This window comes from Paenibacillus sp. RS8, from assembly GCF_041956825.1.
Lineage (GTDB): Bacteria > Bacillota > Bacilli > Paenibacillales > Paenibacillaceae > Paenibacillus_AQ.
The window spans coordinates 971,079-992,509 of the sequence record NZ_CP168131.1; the positions used below are offsets into that span (position 1 = coordinate 971,079).

The 21,431-nt window shown below is 42.2% G+C and carries 18 protein-coding genes; 4 read left to right on the forward strand and 14 right to left on the reverse strand.

The features are described 5' to 3' along the window. Positions 1 to 96 precede the first annotated feature (96 nt). Positions 97 to 498, forward strand: coding sequence for a hypothetical protein (locus ACDZ28_RS05675; RefSeq protein WP_375104182.1), 402 nt, complete (start codon positions 97 to 99; stop codon positions 496 to 498). Between the two features lie 46 nt (positions 499 to 544). On the opposite strand, the gene ACDZ28_RS05680 is transcribed toward ACDZ28_RS05675, so the two are convergent. The 8 genes from ACDZ28_RS05680 to ACDZ28_RS05715 all read right to left on the reverse strand — a co-directional run bounded on the left by ACDZ28_RS05680 (position 545) and on the right by ACDZ28_RS05715 (position 9,012). Then, positions 545 to 1,147, reverse strand: a complete 603-nt coding sequence (locus ACDZ28_RS05680) for a DL-endopeptidase inhibitor IseA family protein (protein WP_052414757.1) — start codon at positions 1,145 to 1,147, stop codon at positions 545 to 547. 204 nt (positions 1,148 to 1,351) lie between these two features. Next, on the reverse strand, positions 1,352 to 1,957 hold the full coding sequence (locus ACDZ28_RS05685) for a type 4a pilus biogenesis protein PilO (protein WP_375104183.1): 606 nt from the start codon (positions 1,955 to 1,957) through the stop codon (positions 1,352 to 1,354). Then, positions 1,941 to 3,560 (reverse strand): pilus assembly protein PilM, encoded by a 1,620-nt coding sequence (pilM, locus tag ACDZ28_RS05690; RefSeq protein ID WP_375104184.1) that lies wholly within the window; start codon positions 3,558 to 3,560, stop codon positions 1,941 to 1,943. The genes ACDZ28_RS05685 and pilM overlap by 17 nt, the downstream gene beginning before the upstream one ends. Before the next feature lie 15 nt (positions 3,561 to 3,575). Beyond that, complete coding sequence (locus ACDZ28_RS05695; protein ID WP_375104185.1) at positions 3,576 to 4,325, reverse strand: prepilin peptidase; 750 nt, start codon at positions 4,323 to 4,325, stop codon at positions 3,576 to 3,578. A gap of 94 nt (positions 4,326 to 4,419) precedes the next feature. Continuing rightward, positions 4,420 to 4,881, reverse strand: coding sequence for a type II secretion system protein (locus tag ACDZ28_RS05700; protein WP_375104186.1), 462 nt, complete (start codon positions 4,879 to 4,881; stop codon positions 4,420 to 4,422). Between the two features lie 168 nt (positions 4,882 to 5,049). After that, positions 5,050 to 6,255 carry a type II secretion system F family protein gene (locus ACDZ28_RS05705; RefSeq protein WP_076119116.1) on the reverse strand — a complete coding sequence of 402 codons (1,206 nt, stop codon included), beginning with the start codon at positions 6,253 to 6,255 and terminating at the stop codon, positions 5,050 to 5,052. Continuing rightward, positions 6,255 to 7,298 (reverse strand): type IV pilus twitching motility protein PilT, encoded by a 1,044-nt coding sequence (locus ACDZ28_RS05710; protein WP_375105310.1) that lies wholly within the window; start codon positions 7,296 to 7,298, stop codon positions 6,255 to 6,257. Before ACDZ28_RS05710 ends, ACDZ28_RS05705 begins: the two co-directional genes overlap by 1 nt. Positions 7,299 to 7,347: 49 nt before the next feature. Next, the gene (locus ACDZ28_RS05715; RefSeq protein ID WP_076119112.1) at positions 7,348 to 9,012 is read right to left on the reverse strand and encodes a GspE/PulE family protein; all 1,665 of its coding nucleotides are present in this window, start codon (positions 9,010 to 9,012) and stop codon (positions 7,348 to 7,350) included. A gap of 375 nt (positions 9,013 to 9,387) precedes the next feature. On the opposite strand from ACDZ28_RS05715, the gene ACDZ28_RS05720 reads away from it, so the two are divergent. Both ACDZ28_RS05720 and ACDZ28_RS05725 read left to right on the forward strand, forming a co-directional pair. Next, positions 9,388 to 12,450: a DUF5057 domain-containing protein gene (locus ACDZ28_RS05720; protein WP_375104187.1), complete on the forward strand. Its 3,063-nt coding sequence runs from the start codon at positions 9,388 to 9,390 to the stop codon at positions 12,448 to 12,450. After that, complete coding sequence (locus tag ACDZ28_RS05725) at positions 12,353 to 13,834, forward strand: choice-of-anchor A family protein (protein ID WP_375104188.1); 1,482 nt, start codon at positions 12,353 to 12,355, stop codon at positions 13,832 to 13,834. The genes ACDZ28_RS05720 and ACDZ28_RS05725 overlap by 98 nt, the downstream gene beginning before the upstream one ends. Positions 13,835 to 13,904: 70 nt before the next feature. On the opposite strand, the gene ACDZ28_RS05730 is transcribed toward ACDZ28_RS05725, so the two are convergent. The 3 genes from ACDZ28_RS05730 to ACDZ28_RS05740 are packed head-to-tail and all read right to left on the reverse strand — an operon-like array spanning position 13,905 to position 16,834. Further along, complete coding sequence (locus ACDZ28_RS05730; protein ID WP_375104189.1) at positions 13,905 to 15,701, reverse strand: hypothetical protein; 1,797 nt, start codon at positions 15,699 to 15,701, stop codon at positions 13,905 to 13,907. 13 nt (positions 15,702 to 15,714) lie between these two features. After that, positions 15,715 to 16,260, reverse strand: coding sequence for a prepilin-type N-terminal cleavage/methylation domain-containing protein (locus tag ACDZ28_RS05735; RefSeq protein ID WP_341115445.1), 546 nt, complete (start codon positions 16,258 to 16,260; stop codon positions 15,715 to 15,717). Next, a complete protein-coding gene (locus ACDZ28_RS05740; RefSeq protein WP_375104190.1) occupies positions 16,244 to 16,834 on the reverse strand; it encodes a prepilin-type N-terminal cleavage/methylation domain-containing protein in 591 nt (196 codons plus the stop codon). Before ACDZ28_RS05740 ends, ACDZ28_RS05735 begins: the two co-directional genes overlap by 17 nt. Positions 16,835 to 17,022: 188 nt before the next feature. On the opposite strand from ACDZ28_RS05740, the gene ACDZ28_RS05745 reads away from it, so the two are divergent. Continuing rightward, the gene (locus tag ACDZ28_RS05745) at positions 17,023 to 17,808 is read left to right on the forward strand and encodes an alpha/beta hydrolase family protein (protein ID WP_042132529.1); all 786 of its coding nucleotides are present in this window, start codon (positions 17,023 to 17,025) and stop codon (positions 17,806 to 17,808) included. A 137-nt stretch (positions 17,809 to 17,945) separates the two neighbouring features. Here the strand turns inward: ACDZ28_RS05745 and ACDZ28_RS05750 are convergent, their stop codons facing one another. The 3 genes from ACDZ28_RS05750 to ACDZ28_RS05760 form a co-directional block, all read right to left on the reverse strand. After that, the gene (locus tag ACDZ28_RS05750; RefSeq protein ID WP_375104191.1) at positions 17,946 to 18,782 is read right to left on the reverse strand and encodes a phosphoenolpyruvate hydrolase family protein; all 837 of its coding nucleotides are present in this window, start codon (positions 18,780 to 18,782) and stop codon (positions 17,946 to 17,948) included. Positions 18,783 to 18,823: 41 nt separating this feature from the next. Beyond that, positions 18,824 to 20,032: a Tm-1-like ATP-binding domain-containing protein gene (locus ACDZ28_RS05755; RefSeq protein ID WP_042131317.1), complete on the reverse strand. Its 1,209-nt coding sequence runs from the start codon at positions 20,030 to 20,032 to the stop codon at positions 18,824 to 18,826. Between the two features lie 99 nt (positions 20,033 to 20,131). Further along, entirely contained in the window at positions 20,132 to 21,331 is a 1,200-nt protein-coding gene (locus ACDZ28_RS05760) for a phosphoenolpyruvate hydrolase family protein (RefSeq protein ID WP_076119098.1), read from the reverse strand. Positions 21,332 to 21,431 lie beyond the last annotated feature (100 nt).

Here is a 21,431-nt window from a genome sequence, read left to right on the forward strand (position 1 = left end):
GAATCTATTTTACCTGTAGATGACCTTTCTCGCCTTTAAAATTTACGATTCGGGGGTACATTAGAAATAGACCTATAATCAGAAAGGATGAACACCATGTCAACAGTTCTTGTAAATGATCTTTCTAATATTGTCCGCAGTGCGCCTGCTATTTTCGCCTCACGTACTTGTAGAGAAGCCCTTCGCGTAATGTTCCAGCATCCAGAATCGAAATGTATTGTCGTCTGTAATGCTATGAATGAACCACTTGGATTATTAATGAGCGAACGTTTCTTTTTAAAAGCTACAGGAAGATCAGGGATAGATATGTTCTACAAAGAACCTGCCATGAAGCTTATGAGCAAAACACCGCTAGTCTATGATATCTCCACTCCACTTGATGTCGTATTCGCTACTGCTATGAACCGCCCAGATCCTATGAAGAATGATTGTGTCATTATTACCCGCAAAGGCAAATTCGCAGGTGTTGTTTATACCTCTGATCTTAAGCGCTGTTAGTTCATAACCCCTACCATCCTCTTTCCTCTAATACCTTTCCCTTTCCTCAGAAAAGAATATCCGGCGACATGTCGATTCTCCAGTATCCCTCCACTTTCTTCAGCTTCACATACACCGACTCACTGCTTCCCTGCGCTTCTGGATAAGGAACGGTCAGTTCAAATTCAGCGGTTGTCGCAGTCTTGGACAGCATGCGGGCGGTGGCTTTTTCATACATTAATAGATTGCCCACATCTGCATTAACCTGCGACATTCTTCCGTTATGCTCTAAAAACTGTGTCTGTACATAATAAGCCGCAGCGTTGTGAGTGTACGCTTTTTTTATGTAATTCATTAGTTTCGTCTTGGTGCCAAGATCACTGGAAAGATAACGGTACTCCTGCGCTTTATATGTGAAGGTTTCTATCGGGAAGATATTGCCGCCTCGATTGCTATAGAAATAAAGAGCTCTTGCATGGACTACGAGCGGAATGATACTTTTCACCGTCAAATTATTGATGGTAGCAGGGCCCTCTTTCCCAGGCGCAGACACAGCTACCTTCTTGATTTCCGTACTTCCTGCTGACGGTGAAGCTGCCATAGCTCCCCCACTTGCTGAGATCAGGCCTATGGAAAGGGCCAACGAACCAATCATCCACTTTTTGTTCATTCGGAATTCCTCCTTTGTCATCTGAAAAATACAGGCGATAGCCACTGTTCCAGCTTATGCACCCCGCAAGCTAAAATACCCAATAAACAGGGAAATGAAAACGCATTTATATATTTTCGGTAATGAAAAAAAACCACCCTTCTGTTTTACAGGAAAAGTGGAGTTTTATAATTGTGCAATTGTTTTATTGCATGGGTGAGATTTCTAATTCGATGTTGGAGTAACGGCTTCGTAAAAAGCTGTGAAAGCCACGTTAGCAGTCAAGATACTTTCTGGAGTGTTCGCAGAACGCTCTTCATAGGACTGTTGGAAATTAAACGAGTCAACATTCACGATACGCGGCAGCTTCTGCAACTCCTCCATCCATTGTCGTATCCCGGTATACGTACCTTCTATGACTGCGGTCATTTTGATCTGTTTGACGGTAGGGAACAATACTTCTGCTGAGCCTGTCATTTGCTGAATCGGATTAGCCTCATCCAGAATAAAGCTAACGTCTCTTAGCCGCGCTTCTGAGGAGGTGCTTACTCCCCACAAATCAATGATCAAACCTTCGCTTTCATCGCCTTTTGGGAGTGCTACTAGAAGTTCCTGTTGTTCTGAATCCACAGAAGCAGCATTGCTTTTCAGTTCATTAATTTTAGCTTGGAGAATCTCCGCTTCTTTTTCAAGCTGGCTGATCTCAGCGTTCTGTGCGGATATTTCTTTATTGGTCGGTTGAACCCCCAGCATATAAAAGGCAAACAGCACCAAGAACAGAATCAATACACCTAGTACGATTGGAGAGCGATACTTATTGAACTGTTCCATCGCTATTCACCTCCTCTTGGCTTGCATCCGTTCCATTGGCCTGTTGATTATTAGATAATAAGTTTACTTTATAAATCGCTGTATACATATTTAAAGAATTTGTTCCAGCATTCTGACCGGCCGTTCCTTCAGTCAGCTTCGAAATTGAGGCGTCCACTGTAAAAGACATTTGGCGAAGTTGTCTTAAATAATTAGAAGCATCCACCATAGCTGGTACGTTTACAGTCAAGTCAATAGCAGTGCGGTAGGTGTAGTTAATATCAAGGATAACAGCACCCGGTGGCAACCCTTCAACTAATTCATCCAGAATAGGAACAGCAATTACCTTACTATTCTGAATCTTCTCGATAGCTACCTTCCGATCTAACTGCCCAGGTCCGCTGTTCTTAAGTTTACCAAGCTCTACCTGTAGCATTAAACTGCGATCCTGCAAGCCCTGTAGCTCCTCTTTACCATTAGAGATTTGCCCCTTATTAGCTGAAAAATAAATCCCCGTCCCAATCGTCCCCACCAGCCAGATCGCTACAAGACCCATAGTCACATAGGGGAATAACAACGTCTCTCGGTCTTCTCTCGGCAGTAAGTCAATCGTATCCACGTTGACGATGCTTTTTAGAGCCGTCCCTGCGGCTACTCGATAATCATTTAGCTCGAGATCAGATACAGCATTTTTCCCCATCTGATCTAGGCTTATCGGTGTAATGTCGAGTTCTGCCAGCGACTGCTGAAGCTCTAGGTCTAGCTGTTTACGAATGGAGGGGGTACCTGTTATGACTAGGTTTTTGATACGAGTCGAACCATCATGTAAGCTGTACTGGTAGAAGCTAAGCATCCGCGAGATTTCCGCAGTGATCTCCACCATTTGCTCCGGTGATAATTGCTCTTCTACAGCTACTGCTGTTTCTGCCAAGACCTCACTGTCTGCCATGAATTCCATTGCCGTCGCCGCAACGTTTCTTCCCTTATGCAGATCAAGCAAGTTAATCGTACGAATGAATACCGGATTCCCGTTTCTGAACATATAAATGTCCATGACCGAAGGCTCTAGATTAATGAGCATCGTTTCCGCAAAGCTTTCCCCATGTCCAGTTGCTATACTTCGCGCCAGGGCCGTTGCCGAAATTTCAACACTGCTTATTCGGAGACCTGCACGCTCCAGAATTTCTACATAATCCTGTATCGATTTCCGCGGAGCAGCAAATACGAGCAAATGACTATGTTCCTCATCCACTTCGAGCGTCACGTAGTCGTAAACAGGATTTTCAAATGGCAAATGCAGCCCCGTCTCCACTTCGAGCTTTACGAGCTGCTCTACCTGTTTGTCGTTGGTACTTGGGATGCTCATTTTGCGGATGATGATCTGCGAAGGTGGAATAGACAAAGAAACCTTACTGCCCCTTAACCCTTCCTTCTTCACCCACTGCCTGACCCGATCATACAGCGCCTCACTATCCGCCACCTGATTCTCAATGATCATGCCTGGAAGGAGCGGAAGATACCGTTTTTTGCGGACTTCCCATGACTGTTTATTCTTAAAACTAATATAACGAATACCGGTAGCCTCAATTGAAATCCCGGCCACTTTAGGGCCTAATCCAAGCATATGATCGGTTTCCTCCTATCCGATGAGCGAGAGATACGCGCCAATGATGTGTGAACCATACCCGAAACTAATTAATGCACCTATTGCTAACCATGGACCAAAAGGAACCGGTTGTTTGCGTTTGATGATACCAAGCAGCATTAACAGTCCCCCGACCACACTTCCAAGCAGACAGGCCAGCAGAAAGGCCAAAATAACATTTGGAAATCCGATGACCAAGCCCAGTAGCGCAAATAACTTCACATCCCCAGCCCCCATCCCGCCTAACAACACAAAGGGAATTAGGATACCTCCTCCAAGGATAGCTCCTAACAAGTGATGCCATAACGGCCCCTCCGGAAAGAGCAATAGAAGAATGAGCAGCAGCGGCAAAAAGAACAGTAACACCTTGTTCGGAATCAGCATGTACTTCAAGTCAGAAACTGTCACAATAACCGTCAGACTCACAAGCACAAATCCGACAACTCCCTTACCTGTCAGCCCAAACTGCAAGTACACCCATAGAAAAAGCAAACCCGTTGCAGCTTCTCCTAGCGGATATAAAGGCGACACCCTTGTGCCGCAATAACGACACTTGCCTCCTGACAGCAGGTAGCTTATCACCGGAAACAAATCCCGCGACTTTAGTCGTGTATTGCAGTTCGGGCAATGTGACGGTGGATTGAGCAAGGATTCCTTAGCTGGCACACGCAGTGCCACTACGTTATAGAAGGAGCCCAGAATCAGACCCAGTAATGTGATGTAACTTGCGATAAATATTGTCATGGATGTCCTCTGTTGGCTTTCTGGATTTTAAAAAAGGAATCGGGAAGTCCGATTCCTAATGTTAAATTCTATAACTGTAACTTTATTATGAAAATCAAGGTTTAGGTGAAGGCTCTGCACTTAATACTTGGGCAGCCGTAAATTCTTTTTTATCGTCGTCCCCAGTTCCCCACTTAACGAGCACTTTTGTTAATTTGCCACTTGTGAAACTAACAGTACCGGAAGTTACTAGCTTTTTATTACTTGGTAAGTATAAACTTGCTTCTAGATACCCTTTAGTTTGAAGCCCACTCTCACCTTCTATTGAAACACTAGTTATTCCAGAGAAATCCCCGTCCTTCTCACCAATTATATACATTCTAGAGGCATCATAAATCTGACGAGCAGTAGCAACATCAGCATCTGCTCTGGATTTATTAATTACATTCCCAATCAAGGGTATAGCAATAACCGCGATAATCCCCAAAATAACAATAACCGCCAATAACTCGATCAGCGTAAACCCCTTTTGATTTTCCTCTTTACTCAATCTTCTCTTAATCGCTTGTGCTAACATTTTATTTCCCCCTCTAAGTGGTGTGTGATAATAAGGCCTATATTTTTTTGTTTCAATGAATCCCGCTACACTAATGATCCTTCCTAGTCAGCGCCAGCAAAGGATCTGCAACCCTGCCCCGCTCCCTCGGGCGTCACCCCTCTCAATATTCACAAGGAACCGCAAGGTTCACATATTACCGTACAGACTGAACATCGGCAGCATAATAGCGGCCACAATTACACCTACAACACCTGCTAAAAAAGCAATCAGCAACGGTTCAAGCAGTGACTTCAAACGATCAACCGTATTTTCCACGTCCATCTCATAGAAATCAGCTACCTTAGACAACATCGTGTCGAGCGCCCCCGTCTCTTCACCAATCGCAATCATTTGTGTAACTAGCGGCGGGAAGACCCATGCTTTTTTCAACGGTTCAGATAGTGGATTTCCTTGTCTCAGCGAATCTCCTGCACTACGGATAAAACCTCCAATGACCTTATTTCCTGCTACCTCTTCTACAATCACCAAGGATTGCAGGATCGGAACTGAACTGGCATATAGAGATGAAAAAGTACGCGTAAACTGAGCAATCGAGCCTTTTTGATTCAACTTGCCGAACACCGGAATTTTCAGTTTGGCATAATCAAGTGCGTAGGCACCCTTTTCTGTGCGTTTTGTAATCTGAAAAGCTATCACTAGGAGGAGAACTCCGAGTATCCAGAAATACCATTGACCTTGAATGCTTTTGCTAAGGGCCAATACCATCTTTGTAATCGCTGGAAGCTCTGCATTCATCGATTCGAACATCGTTACAAACTGTGGAACTATCGCCCAGAGCAGGTATATAACCGCTCCAATCGCCATCACCCCGACCGTAATCGGATAAGTAAGCGCAGATTTAATCTTCTCTGTCGTCGAGTGCTGCTTCTCAAAAAACATCGCTAACCTGTCGAGTGTCCCTTCAATATCTCCGGATTCTTCACCGGCACGGATCATGCTAACGAATAGCTGTGGGAAGATTTTTTTATGATCCTGAACGGCTTGTGAGAACGATATCCCGCGCATCAGGCTAGAATTCACATCTACTAGTGCTTTACGTAGTGGTTTGCTCTCCGTCTGTTCAGCCAAAATACGTGTTGCATCCACAATCGAAACTCCAGCACGCATAAGCGTGGCAAACTGCCTACAATAAATGATGAAATGAAGCGGTTTGACTGGATTACCAATATAAATATCCATCGATAGAATCGTTGTTTTGCGTTCGATCAGCGAGAATACTGTAAGGCCACGCTTTCGTAGTTCCTCCATCGCCGTGGGCTTATCCGTTGCGGTCAGCTTCCCTTTAATGGATTTGCCTGCAGTTGTTTTTACTTGATATTCAAAAAGAGGCATCAGCTATTCACCTCCGCCATAAATACCTTTGCTACAGCCGGGTGAATGAGTTCCTGTGATAAATACTCACGGATACTCATATCCAATGTATGCATACCTTGCGAGCGTCCGGTTTGCATCACATTTTTAATCTGATGTGTCTTTTCGGTACGAATGAGGTTTGCTACGGCAGGTGTATTCACTAAGATTTCTGTTGCACATATCCGCCCGCGTCCTCCTGCCCTTGGAAACAACCGCTGACTGACAACTGCCAGTAATACTGAGGCTAGCTGTGAACGAATCTGTCCCTGCTGATGACCCGGAAAAGCGTCAATAATTCGATCAATCGTCTGTGGTGCGTCTGTTGTATGTAAGGTTGCCATCACTAGATGACCTGTTTCCGCGGCAGTTACTGCTGCTGTAATGGTCTCCAAATCCCGCATCTCTCCAACGAGAATAACATCCGGATCCTGACGTAATGCGGCACGTAGTCCGCTCGCAAAGCTAGCTGTGTCACTACCCACTTCACGTTGATCCACTAGACAGGTTCCATGACTATGCAGAAATTCTATAGGATCTTCAAGTGTCACAATATGCTTGCTTTCGGTCTGGTTAATGTAATTCAGCATAGCAGCTAACGTAGAGGATTTACCGCTGCCCGTAGGGCCTGTAACTAGAATCAAGCCTTGTGGTTTGAGTGACAAAGTGGATAAAATTGAGGGCATCGACAGCTGTTCTAGACTCGGAATCTCTGCAGGAATTGCCCGGGCAGCAATACTAATCTCACCCCGCTGACGATAAACGTTCACCCGAAATCTCACACCGCTATCCAGCGGATAAGAAAAATCGACCTCACCTGCACTCCGAAATACTTCGTTTCGTTCACTGCCAAGCAGCGCTTCTGCCATTTCAACAGCTTCATCGGCTGTTACTGGTGCACCCTCAAGTGGGTAAAGCGTTCCATCCATACGTATAACTGGAGGCGAGCCTACAGAGATATGTAAGTCGGAAGCTTTGGAGGAGTAAGCTGTCTGCAAAAGTTGTCTTATATCCCGCGTATACATTGGCATCCGCTGCTCCCCCTAGATTAAAATGCGATTCACCTTATAGATCCTAATGTGAGACCGTCTCACGCATGACCTCTTGTAACGTCGTGATTCCCTGACTAACTTTGAGTAGTCCGTCATCCATCAGTTGAACAAGTCCACGCGCTTTTCCTGCGACACGCAGTTCTTCTACCGAAGCAGTGTTCGTAATAAGCTGCCGCAAATGATCGTCAATACTGAGTACCTCATGAATCGCTATTCGGCCACGATAGCCGGAACTGCTACAGCTACCGCAACCTCGACCGCGATGTAACTCATCTGCTGGCAGCCCTAAGCTACGTAACATAATCGCTTCCTGCTCAGACGGTTTGTAGGTTTCTTTGCAGTCGGTGCAGATTTTACGAACGAGCCGCTGCGCTACCACACCTATTAGTGAAGAGGCAATCAAGTAAGGCTCCACCCCCATATCTCGCAAGCGAGAGACGGAGCTAATCGCATCGTTTGTATGTAAAGTAGACAACACTAGATGACCTGTTAATGAGGCACGAACTGCAATTTCTGCAGTTTCCGCATCCCGTATTTCACCGACCATTACAATATTCGGATCTTGTCGGAGAATCGAACGTAGTCCCGCCGCAAAGGTTAACCCAATAGCCGAATTTACGTGCACCTGGTTTACACCCTCAAGCTGATATTCCACTGGATCCTCAACCGTGATAATATTTGCACTTTCTACATTGAGTTGATTCAGTGCTGAATATAAAGTTGTTGTTTTCCCACTACCTGTAGGTCCTGTAATTAGCAAGATTCCATAAGGACGAGCGATCATTTCTTTAAAAGCTTCCGCATTTCCTTCACTGAATCCCAAAGCATCTACAGATTTAACCCCAGTACTCAAATCTAGCAACCGCAGCACAATCTTCTCTCCGTGCATCGTAGGCAATGAGGATACACGAATATCTACCATTTTGTAATCAAACTGCATTTTGATTCGCCCATCTTGTGGCAAACGCCGTTCTGCGATATTCAGTCGCGCCATTATTTTCAGACGAGCGGTGATAAAGCCCTGCATCTGCTTAGGAATAATCCGCTCCGTCCGTAAGGTTCCGTCAATCCGGTAGCGGATCGTTAGATTATTCTCACCTGGATCCATATGTATATCAGACGCCCGCAGAGCAACAGCCTGCTGAATCATCTGGTTGACCAAACGCACGATTGGAGAGTCCTCGTCTGTAATCTCCGTTTCTTCTATTTCTTCTTGTGTAGGGAGTTCTACTAGCATCTGATTCATAGAATCACGCATCCCATAATGACGCGCAATCGCCCGCTGTAACTCATCTCTAGTAGAAATAGCAGGTTCGATTCTGAACCCTGTACTCATTCGCAGATCTTCTATCGCAAAATAATCCAGCGGATCGGCCATCGCAACCATCAGCTTACCTCCTTCTTTCAAGAAGGGAAGCACCTGATAACGCTTAGCCATACTTTCAGGAATAATCTGCGTAATCGCAGGATCAATCTGGTATTTAAATAAACTGACATGCGGAATGCCGAGCTGGAATTCAAGCACTTCAATCAACTGCTGCTCCGTGATATAGCCTTGAGAGATTAGCAGATCGCCAAGCTTACGCTTGCTTTTACGCTGTTCCGCAAGTGCTTCAAGCAGCTGTTCCTGCGAAATAATATTATTTTCTACCAGCAAATCCCCAAGTCTCTTTTTTGCGATGGCCATGTCCGTTCAGCTCCATATGCCGTTATTGGTTATACCTTTATGCCTACTAGATAATGGATAATACTTGGAATAAACGGAGGATAAATTACCAGTTCCATTTCTGCAAAATAAGAAGATTATTTTTTCCATAATTAAGGATCTCATAAATTTGTCAAACTAGCGTATTTTTCAATATACTTGGGACTTTAGTAATAAATTTATAGGTATATTTCAATAGATTTATGTTGTCTATCAATGCTGAATGTCCTAGAATGTATATAACATAGATTGGATAATTTTACAACGAATTCAGCTGAAAAAGCTGTCGTAAACTAGCATACACAACATACAATTCGACCATATCTACCAATAGTTAACAATCAGGGAGAGATGAACATGAAATTTGCCAGTAACAAAAGGATCTATCTTTTTACAGTAACGATCTTGCTTCTCCTTCTCCTTCTGCTTGTTCTGCCACTCAAAAATCACTTCACGAATGTCGAAGCCAGTTCAAATGATTATCAGATTCGTATGCTTGAGGTTACGGAGAATGGAGTTAGCGAGCTTGCGTCTCTAAATACGGGAATATCTGACCTTACCATTGACACGATGAGTATGAAGCGCTTTGTGGCGCTGCGGGATGATCTGGACGGGAGATATGATGCGGTTTATATCGGGAAGGGGACTTACAGTACGAGTGGGGTTTCCGGAAAAGACCATAATACCAAAGCAGTTATGAATGACATAACTAATTTAAAAGCGAAAGAAATCACCGATTATTTTATTAATAAAGGGTTATACGTAATTTTCCACAAGCAGCCCTTCTCAACTCCAACACAAAACGGAATTTTATATAAGACCTTTAATACATACCAGGCATTAACTCCAAAATCTAATGTTCTATTCTTTAATGATTCTGAGTTAAATACCTTTATCTCTGAATTGAAAAAAAGTAATTCTACTTATTTGTCCAAAATGAAGCAAAGACCTCAACTAGAGATTACTAACAAGAGTCAAATTATCGAATACGGTTCTACTGTACCCAAGATCTATACGCCTGGCGACGAGCTCACGTTCAAGTTCAATGTTTCAAATGTTAATTTAGGAACGAACCCTATACTTGTTAAGCTCTATCTGGGCTTAGATAAGTCCACAAAAATGACTGAAGATCAAGTCGTTGCAACCACCTCCTTAAGTACTTCGACAACCGGAGAAATAAAATACAAACTTCCCAAGACTTATTCAGGCCTACTTTATTGGAAGCTAGAAGCAGTAGATTCTCTGAATCAAAAATCTCTAAGCGATTTCACTATCGGTACTATTCAATTTAAGGGCAAGAAGACAGTGGTCAATGTATTGCAGATCTTACCAGATGGAAATAATGACAGCAAACTTATTAATAATGAATTAGTTATGGATCCTAGCTATCTACAAAACGTATCTAAGGACTACGAACTAGTTATCGAAACAAAATCAATGACTCAGTTCAATGAATACATTAAAAGTAAGGAAAACTCTACTCCAAAATACGGCTTGAATGGCACATATGATATGCTCCTGTTTGGATTCCGGGATGTATACAATGAAAAAGCTCTAATTGATGAGCTCTCCTCGAATGCTGTATTAAATTTCATCAATGATACCAAGCAAAGTGTTATGTTCACTCACGATACTATTTATATTGCCAGCAACAACAAGAGTAGCCAATGGATTAATAAGTTCCAAGGAATCGCAGGTCAAACCAGCCCTCAATCCAATTTGGGCTTAAATGCTCCGAGTACATCAACCTCTGTTACTCCTGTGAACGATGGATTGCTAACTCAATATCCTTTTAATTTAAGCGAGCAAGATGATAAGAATAAGGTAGCCAACACACATAATCAATACTTTACCCTTGACTTAGAAGATTCCACTGTCATTCCTTGGTACAACATTACTGGAAGTAATCGGGATATTAACGACAGCTGGAACCACTACTATACGTACTCTAAAGGGAGTGTAACTTACTCAGGAACCGGACACATCATCGGAACATCTTATAATAGAACTCAAGCAACCTCTTTCCCAAAATGGGAACAAAAGTTGTTCGTAAACACGATGTACCGTGCATTTACAGGTGCCAATCATGCTCCAGAAATTACTGTGCATACACCTATGGACAAAAGCATTAAACCTTCTTACCAGAACCAACTGGTCGTCAGCTATACAGTCGATGACTGGGATTTGAAAGACAAGAACCTATTTACCAGTATTAAGTTTAAACAAAACGATAATGTAATTACCGGCTATACAATGAACGAGAAAGCAATTTTATCTGGAGAGACCGTTACGCAAACTTTTAACAATCCTCTTCCTGCAGGGGGAAATCTTCAAATTGAGATTACTGCCAGGGACAGACAAGGTGCAATCTCTACTAAAACTATAAATGTAACCGTTCAAAAAATCGAATCAAACCTTACGATTCAACGTACACAGTCTAACTCTACTGTTGAAAAAGGGAATCCGATCACTTTTACGTACACAGTAACGCCAAACGCTGTTCCTTATCTTGCTGTTGATCCAGGTGAGCAAGGGATTGAAGATCTAGTGATCTCAAACGTTCAATTTGAAGAGAAATTTCCGCCTAATCTGGAATTTAGTGATCCTCTTCCAGAAGGCATGAGTAAAAGCGGTACTTTAAGCGAGGGATATACTCTATCTAAAAATTTAGGGAACATTAACTATAAGTTAACAGAAAGTAACAACGTCAAATCTTATACACCAATAAACAATTCTGCTAACACTTTTAGTCTTACTGCAATTCCACAAGAAAAGAAGACATACCTATTGGATAATTCTAAGATTTATTATGATGAAATCCATGCAGCGACATCTTCATTCCCTGGATCCAATGCTCCAGTCTCATCACTGGGCATAGCTAATGATTATTCAATCTTTATGCTAGAGAACATTGATTTCCCAAACAATGGATTCACAAATAATTGGCGTATAGCAGCAGGTGGGAATATAAATATTGCATCATTTAGTTTAGGAGGTTCATTAACAAATGCCGATACTACTGCAACTGTTGTGGCAGGTAGAAACTTGACCTTAAATGGTGGTTCAATGAAAGGGATGGCCTATTACGGTGGCAATATAACGGCTCCAGCCTACCTTATTAATCAAACTCAGCATAAAGACAACTATATTGATTTTGCTGAGGTTGGGAAAAAACTTAAAAATCGTTCATTGTATTATGCAGCATTACCGGAGACGTCCAAATCAACCGATCTGTATCAGACCATTACTCTAAAGGGAACCGATCCTAAACTTAACGTATTTCATTTAAATCCAACCAATGGAAGTATTAATAGCCTGAGCATTGATACTCCAAGCACTTCCACTGACTGTTGTCAATATTTCCGGGGAAAATGTAACCATCAGCAATGGCACCAACACCCTTACAGGTGTAAGCAGTAAAAACGTGTTATACAATTTTTATGAAGCAACATCATTTAACCTACGCGGATACAAATTATATGGTACTGTTCTGGCTCCATTAGCAAATATATCTTTCACTGGTGATATTGTTGGCTCATTTATCGGAAAATCAATCTCAGGTTATAATGGTGGGCACAGTATCGATCTGTCTCCATTCACCGGAGATTTACCGAACCCTACACCAGTCACCCGAGAACGGGTAACAATAAGTTTCTCTCCGATTTCCTTTGAAGCTATCGTTAAAGTAGCGAACATTCAACTTCAAGATACAGTGATTCGGATAGATAGTGAACTGAAACTGCTACCGGTCATAACACCTGAAGATGCCAACAACAAAGAAGTCAGTTGGTTGTCTAAACAGTCGGATATAGTCTCTATTAGTGACACCGGAGTAATAAGAGGTCTAAAAGCCGGAGAAGCAACATTAGTGGTTACAGCTAGAGATGTAAGAAGCGATGGTAGCCACGTCTTTACTACTGCAAAAGTAAAAGTCGTTTCAGCTGATTTAACGATTACAGGAGCTAAGGACGCTATAGTCGGTGAGAAAGTTCCCTTCGAAGCTAGTTATGAGCCCTTTGATGAAACCATAATTGGCTACGAATGGTCCATCAAACCAGGGGCGAATTCAGCCGATGCTACAATAACTAAAAATACCGATCCATCTATTGGAAGTAAAGCAACCTTGCTGGCTAATCGATCTGGATCAGTGACAATTGTGGCCACAGTCAAAACTGATCGGAAGCCTAACGGTGCTATCTATTCAAAAGAACATACCGTTACAATTACAAATCCTGTTCGTGAGATACAAATTAATGGGAATTCTTTTGTAAACATCGGAAATGAAATACCGTTAAATGTGTCTGTCGTTCAACCTGTAGAGAATTCCGATCCGGTTGAATACGTATGGAGACTGGAAGGGGATGGAAGTAATTATGCAACATACGTCCCTACCCCTGATAACAAAACTATAAAGTTAAAGGGCAACGTGTTTACCAAATCAGTCAAGGTCAAAGTGATTGTAAAAGGATCCTCCCCTGTTATTGAAGCCTTTAAAGAAATAGCAATTGGTGTTAAATTAACTAACCTATCCTTACCCGCGCCATTCAAAATAGGAGTTGGACCGGATAATTTCAGAGATTTATTTAATAACGGTCTTGTACTTTGGCCAGAAAGCTTAATCAAAAATGACTTTAAAGATAAACTCCTCTGGACAAGCAGCAACACAGCCATCCTGACGGTTTCAGGTGATGGTAAAATAACCGGTCTAAAGAAGGGGAAAGCCACTATTACTGTTTCGTATATTGAAGACCCTAAAATCCAAGCCTCTGTAGAGGTAATTGTAGAGAACGAAGATCGTTACTAAAAAGGCAAAACCCCCGAGTCGCAAAGATATTGCGACTCGGGGGTTTTATATTCCACATTTATATCAAACGCTACTCCAACTGCATGTCTTCTACGCTAATATTCACTGTCTTCACACGTGGAAGTCCGGCCTTCTGATCTTCAAAGATCTGATCGTTATAAGCTGCCTTGAACCGGATCAAATTGCTGTTGCTGTCTATTACAATATTATTATCTTTGCCTACAGCTGTTCCCCGCACAGCATTTATAGTAAGATTCCCCTTTGCAAAGAATCCTCCGCTAAGCGAGAATATAGATCCTACACCATATAAATCCGCATCCGAATCAGTATAGAAAAAAGCATCTAACTGAGTAGGATTGTTACTGAAGGCGGCCAAACGATTAATAAGTATTGGACCACGGGAGATCAATACTAGTTCCTTACCATCCAATCCTTGAAGTGTTGCATCTTCTACCAATGTAGTATGTTCGGGAATTCCATTAATAGTCGAGGGTTCTTTAAATACAAACATAGTGGAATCAATTTGAACATTCCCCCGAATTTCTACCTTTCCAGTCACCAAAATATTCGCTCGTATCTGTACTGGTTTTTCATTACCAAAGTTATCAACGATTAGATTTCCATCTACAATGAGCCACTTACGGGATGACGTTGAGTTTTTGTCTTCTTCTGAGTATAAGACACCCGGAAAGTCATCACTGCCGTCCAGATCCAGATTTCCATTATAAATAACAGATTTGGTTGGATGCTTTATAGTGTTTAACTTTTTAGTATATTCCCTCATTTCCTCCTTATAATCCTTCTGAGCCTCAGGCGAATCATCCCTTAGAATTGGCTTGATTAAGCCAATCTGATCAATAGCGTCAAAATTATATAGATTCATACCCGCTAAATAGGATGCTAGTTTGCCTTCAGCAAGCTTATTTCGAATCGTAGTTCTGTCAGCCCCTGCCCCTATTGCTTCCGCCACTTTATCCACAAATGAACCCTCAACATTAACTTCTACGAATGTACGACGATTTCTAATTTCCACCTTATCTTGAGGGATTTTCCCAGTCATGGAGGTTTCTTTAGTAATTTCAGAAGCCTTCAACTCACTTTTACCTTCCTCTCGATATATCAGCTTATCAAGAGATTGAACATGCGCCTCACCATCTATTTCAAAGGGACTTGATACAAGTGTATGGAATTTTTTCTTATACGTGTACTCAGCCTTGTCGCTGATAATTAGTATGTCTCCTGCGTAAATATTCCCAATAATTAAGGGTGCTCCATTAATCGTAAGATTCTTCTCTGACCCAATAGTGTATTTAAGAAAATCCGGAAAAGTGTCTATAAACACCCTTTGCTTAAGATTACGCTTGACCCCGTTAACTTCAGCCTCCGAGTTGATAGTCACTATGTATTTGACCAACGTTCCTGTTCCAATCGTCCCCTCTACCGCATATGTAATTCCACTTATTTTCCCAGCTGCGTTTGCCAAATCAGTACTTGTCTTAAGACCTGCTGAAAGTGTATCTGGAAGTGTAGTTGGAAGTGCAGTCAAAAAATCCTTTATGGACTGATCCAGTTCTGCTTGGCTAATATCTATATTACTCTCTATTTTTTTATTTAAGCTCGATGTAATATACGCCACAGCCTCATCAAGTGTTTTTTCAGCTAAGTGTAGACTTTGCACATCATTTTTACGCGTCTCCGTCCGCTGTGCACCGCCCACTGTAGCACTAAGTACACTTAAACCGAGAATAGTAAGAATCAGTACAATGAACATGACCAGTACAAGTGCCGAGCCTCTCTCTTCTTTTAAGCGTTGCAAACTAGTATGAGCTATTCTGACGCGGATAGACCGGGATGATTGTCCTGTCATTATGTGATTCCTCCTAAAACCCAAATTTGCTCACCATCTCCATATCATATGTCCTTCCATCGTAATGCTGAGTTAAAAGTAGTTTTATATCAACCAGTCCGCTTCTACAAGGTACATTAACCTTGCAACCCGTACCATTAGAATTGGTAGAAACAATCGTAGAACCAGAAAGATCGGAATGAATTGCGGTACGAGGATCGTTTATGACACTATTAATGGTAAGTGTGGTAATGCCACCTTCCCCGCCCTCAGAAGTAACAAATTGAATAGTCCGCGTAGATATCACACCATCTGAATCCTTTATCAGATTTAATCCATCTGTCGTATTCTCCACTCTAGTTGGTCCGAATACATATAATTCATTGATGATAGATGACATAATCAAATCAGCTTCCTCACGAAGTGAGTTCTCAATCGTTATTTTATGATAGCTGCGGAAACCGAACATCATCACCATAGAGAGCATTCCTGCAACCATAGCGAAGAGGGTAATCGCGGCGATCATCTCAATCAGTGTGAAGCCCTGCTGGTATTTTAGGCGGTCAGCGAATCTTCTCATCCGTAATATATCCCTCCACCACCGTAGTATAAGCTGTTCCACCAGGCCCACCATTACCACTAACTTTCACCTCGACAGGGATAAGATACGGTGCCATCTCGCTCTTGCGGGTATCTACCCCTCCACCACTATTCTTTCCTTCCTGCATCTCCTGATGTAATTGAAACTGGTATCGAATATTAATCTCATATTTGATGTTGTTAACGACTGGATTTAATACATCTGGTAAAGCTCCACCATTTACAAAACTATTGCTATAAACACATGTTATAGTCGTCGTGCACTCAGAAGCCTTAATCATGGGCAGTTCCTCACCTGCATCTAGAATCATCTTATGCTTTAATGGATCTGTTACAAAAAAATCACTCATCTCCTCAAAATCCTGCTTCTCCACATAAAACAGCGCGTTCCTCGCCAGATTGACCATAATCGTCTTGTTCTGGTTCGATTTAGAGTAACTCATGGCGTTTGTAAAGTAAGACGTAAGCACCAGTGATACTATCGACAAAATCACAATAGCGGCCAGCACTTCGATCAAAGTAAAACCTTTTTCCTGCTTTAGGCCCGATTTCATCCTACTTTTTTCCTCCCGCCTATGAAAATAATTTCGCATTTGCACGTTTCTTCCTTATTTTTCTACTTCCATTATATTCTCTCATATCTAGGTACAGCAATCCTCAAAATCCTTATAATTCAGATATTTCTACAATATCTCTCACTTTTTCTATGTGCTATTATTTGGAGAGAGAGGGGATGGATGAAATGGCTTTAATAGAGTGTAAATTTTATTCGGAAGTACTAGGTTTGAATACCTCAATGACTGTAATTTTACCGCAAAAAACAACCACACAAATCGGTATGAGCAACGTAACAAGGGGAGAACTACATCCTACATTGTATTTGCTGCATGGTTTGTCCGACGATGATTCGATCTGGCTTCGCCGGACTTCGATAGAACGATATGTAGCAGAGATGGGAATAGCTGTAGTTATGCCGAATGTGCATCGCAGTTTCTATACGGATATGGCGGTTGGCGGTCGTTATTGGACCTTTATTAGTGAGGAGTTGCCTATGCTTGCGCGCTCATTCTTCCCATTGTCAGATAAACGCGAGGATAACTTTGTAGCCGGGTTGTCGATGGGTGGTTACGGAGCGATCAAGCTGGGACTACGGAAACCGGAAGCTTTTGCGGCTGCAGCAAGTCTGTCGGGCGCACTTGATATGGCGCATAATTTTATAAACTTTGAGGATCCTACCGTCAAAAGCAAAGAATACGAAATGATCTTCGGAACGGAAGATATCGCCGGTACGCCCGAAGACCTTCTATGGCTGCTTGAGGAAGTGAACCGCTCCACGGGACCGAAACCAGCGCTGTATCAATGCTGTGGCACAGAAGATTTCCTGTACACAGATAACTTGAAATTCCGCGATGCGTGCCGAGCAACCTCCCTGGACCTCACCTACGATGAAGGCCCGGGTACACATGAATGGGGATATTGGGATGCCAAAATCCGCGATATATTGGCTTGGCTGCCGTTGAGTAAATAATTAGCTTCTTCTAATAAAAAACAAAAAGGTGCAGCTATAAGCTACACCTTAATTCTATACTTCAGATTGCCCTCTCCGGAGGGTTCTTTTATTTCTCGCTTAATTGCTTACCGTCCTTATAGGGACGCCGAAGGCAATTATGCTTGTTTGGTGATATTTTTAAATAGGACTGTCTGATCTTTAATCCCTTTTTCAGCAGCAAATCTTTCAATACTCGAGGCACCAAAGAATCCGTCTATACATTCTGTCCGTTCAATTACATACGCCGCATCTTCAGGTTCAGCAATCGGTCCACCGTGACAAATCACCATAATATCTGGATTTACTGCTTTCCCTGCTTTAATAATCGCTTCAATTCTTTCTACACAATCATCCAATGTCAGAGCGGTCTTAGCTCCAATTGTACCTTTGGTAGTCAAGCCCATATGCGCCACCAAAATATCTGCGCCTGCTTCTGCCATCGCTTTTGCTTGATCAGGATCAAATACGTAAGGAGTTGTGAGCATATCCAATTCATGCGCTGCTCTAATCATATCTACTTCTAAACCATATCCCATCCCGGTCTCTTCAAGGTTCTGTCTGAATACGCCATCGATCAAACCAACAGTTGGGAAGTTTTGCACGCCGCTAAAACCTTGATCCTTAAGCTGTTTCAAATACACCTCCATCACTCTAAAAGGGTCCGTTCCACACACGCCTGCTAGTACGGGAGTATTTTTCACAACAGGTAATACTTCAGAGCCCATTTCGACTACGATTTGGTTGGCATCTCCATAAGATAATAACCCCGCGAGTGATCCACGACCTGCCATTCTGTATCTTCCTGAATTATAAACAATCAGCATATCCGCTCCGCCAGCTTCACTGCTCTTTGCAGTAATCCCTGTACCGGCTCCCACGCCTAAAAGAATCTTTCCATTTGCTACTTCTTCTCTAAACTTCGCCATGATTTCAGTTCTTGTATTTTTGTTCATGTGTAACGCCTCCATCATTAATTAAATGTTCTGTGTTAGTGTTATTTGCTCATGAGATCTATTAGCTTCTGCGCTGCTGCTTCTGCAAACTCTACATCATTAATGGCACAATCCATTTCGATAACCTCGACAACATTTCTGTTCACACCATTTCTCAAGGTATCAAATAACATTTGATCTTCCTCTACACCATAAAAAGCTTCCCCTGCAACATCAATGCCCGATATCCCTTTAAGCGGCAACATTAACACCGTTTTCTCTTTGGCCATATTTAATTTCTCGACAAGCTTTTTGCCGATAGCTTCATTCTCTTCTACTGTTGTTCTCATTAAAGTAACTGTAGGGTTATGCTTATAGAACTTATGTCCAGCAAATTTCTCGGGTACCGTATCATAAGGGCCAAAGTTACACATATCAAGGGCACCTACCGACACAACCTGTGGAATATGATGTTTACCAGCAGCTTCTAACCGATGAGGTCCGGCATTTAGCACACCACCAATAATTTCGTCCGCCCATTCTGTTGTGGTCAGATCCAATACACCTTCAATAAAACCAGCCTCGATTAGCGCTTCCATGGACTGGCCACCTACACCTGTTGCATGGAATACAAGCACCTCATATCCTCTAGCTTCAAGATAGTTACGGGCTGCCGTCACACAGGGAGTTGTTACCCCAAACATTGTTGTAGCTACTAATGGTTTTTTCTCTATCACTTGTTTATTCTCAAATTTAAGCATACCGGCGATGGCGAAGGCTGCATTGGTAAAAATCTTTGTTGAAATGGAGTTCAGTCCTGCAACGTCTACTACGGATGGCATCATGACAATATCACTAGTGCCTACATATGGGGCAGTATTCCCAGAAGCTACGGTCGAAACCATCACTTTTGGTACGCCAATAGGCAATGCCCGCATACCAGGGGTTACAAGTGAAGTCCCTCCAGTGCCCCCAAAGGAGATAATACCATCAAATTTGCCTTGCTTATATAATTCAGGTACTAATTTTTCCATACCTTTGGCTAATAATTCTGTCGCTAATGCTCTATCCTTCTTGGCAACGAGCTCATCTATACTTACACCCGCGGCTGCTGCTACTTCTCGGTTAGAGATATCCGGTGTAAAAGTGGGTTCAAACACACCCGTATGAATCGTAAACGTACCTAACTCCAAGCTTTCCAGCAAATTTTTAATGTAGAGATATTCTTCACCCTTGGTGTCAAAAGTTCCGGCAATGGCAATCGTCTTCATTTCTTCAACCTCCTCTTCAAATATCTACAACAAAAAAGCATGATCAACTTATGAGTTAATCATACTTCTTTGAATTATGAATGAAAACGCTTTTATGTCTTATGTTTTTGTGTTTATGTTAGATTTATATTGTTTTGGAGAGAACCCTTTGTACTTCTTAAACATTTTGCTAAACTGCGCATAATCTTGATATCCAACTAATGGCGCTAGCTCAGATAACTGGATAGGGTCTCTATGTAATATTTCCGCTGCCTTATCCATTCGAAATTGTACGAGATACGTTTGAAAGCTGCAGCCTACTTTTTTGGTAAACAAACTACTTAAGTAACTTCGGGATACATGCGCCACCTTAGCTAAATCTGCAAACAAAATCTCATTCATATAATTTTGGGCCACGTATTCTTTTACAAATTCAACATAATCATAGTGCTTTGTGATGCCATTTAACATTTTCACCATAAAATCATCTTCATCCAGCGTCCCCGACACTTTAAAAGCTTTGGTTATATTCGTGATGGACTTCTCCGATGGAATTCTTTCAAAAGCAGAGCCCCCGATGTACCCCATCAGGTTTTGATTATTACTGTACATATACTGCACATCAATCGGCGTTTTCACGGGACCACCATACACCAATTTAATTAAATCTGGCTTTAACGCATTGCATGTATTAAAAATCTTGTCAGCCTTAGCCTTGGCAGCTTCCAGAGAGAATACTTTTTTGGCTCCTAATAATCCCCCTTCGGTTAAGCCTAAATGTGCACAAATAATATCTGCTCCCGCCTCGATCATCTGAGCAGCTTGAATTTCGTCAAATACAAAGGCTATGGTAAACAAATCTTTTTCATGGGCGATCCTTATAGCTTCTACTTCGAGTAGATAACCATTCCCCTCTTCTTCGAGTGCTTCTCCAAATTGACCATCTATTAATCCGACCGTGGGGTAATTATTAATTCCGGAAAATCCCTTATTCTTTATTTCACTGATATAGCTCTCCATATCTTTTGTCGGATCGGTTGCATTGAGCCCAAAAATAATAGGAATATCTCTTACCAGAGGGATGATTTCCCTAGACGCAAAGTCCATCACCATATCATTGCTATTGCAAAACGGCAAAATCCCAGCGAGAGAACTCCTCCCCATCTGGCGGAATTTACCCGAATTTAACATCAGAAGAAAATCAGCGCCACCCTGCTTCGCATACTTTGCCGTTATTCCAGCACCTGTGGCTACTCCGATAATATGATTGCCCAGTTTTAATTGCGATCTAAGCTCGTCTAGGATCTGCTCTCTACTCATACTTACGAACCCTCCTATCCCTAATTTAAGGATAACCGTAAAGAGCACTGTGAATCCAGTTGTGTTGTACTTAAAGCCCCTTTAGATAAAAAAAATCTCG